At 66.3% G+C, this 312-nt stretch carries 1 protein-coding gene; it reads left to right on the top strand.

Annotation, left to right across the window (positions count from 1 at the left end; all coding sequences use genetic code 11):
* A partial coding sequence (locus M3G19_RS11860; protein WP_259902802.1) for a thrombospondin type 3 repeat-containing protein occupies nucleotides 1-312 on the top strand: 312 nt, incomplete at both ends.

Below are 312 nucleotides of genomic sequence, written 5' to 3'. Positions count from 1 at the left end.
GTCGTCGAAGAGATGGAGTACGACACGGACGGCGACGGCATCGGCGACCTGATCGTCCTGGACACCGACGGCGACGGCCGCGCAGACGAGGAGCACCTCGACAGCGACGGTGACGGCGTGACGGACTCCGCGATCATCGACACCGACGGCGACGGCATCGGCGACATCCACGCCTCCGACACCGACGGCGACGGCTACTACGACGCAGAGGAGGAGATCACCACCGGTAACAGCGCGATGGACATGCCGACCACGGACGAGCTCGGCTACACCGAAGACGCTTACCAGGAGAGCTACGAGGACAGCGGCGAC

The sequence above is a fragment of the Corynebacterium sp. p3-SID1194 genome, from assembly GCF_025144155.1.
Lineage (GTDB): Bacteria > Actinomycetota > Actinomycetes > Mycobacteriales > Mycobacteriaceae > Corynebacterium.
This window is presented reverse-complemented; position numbering and strand designations above follow the sequence as displayed.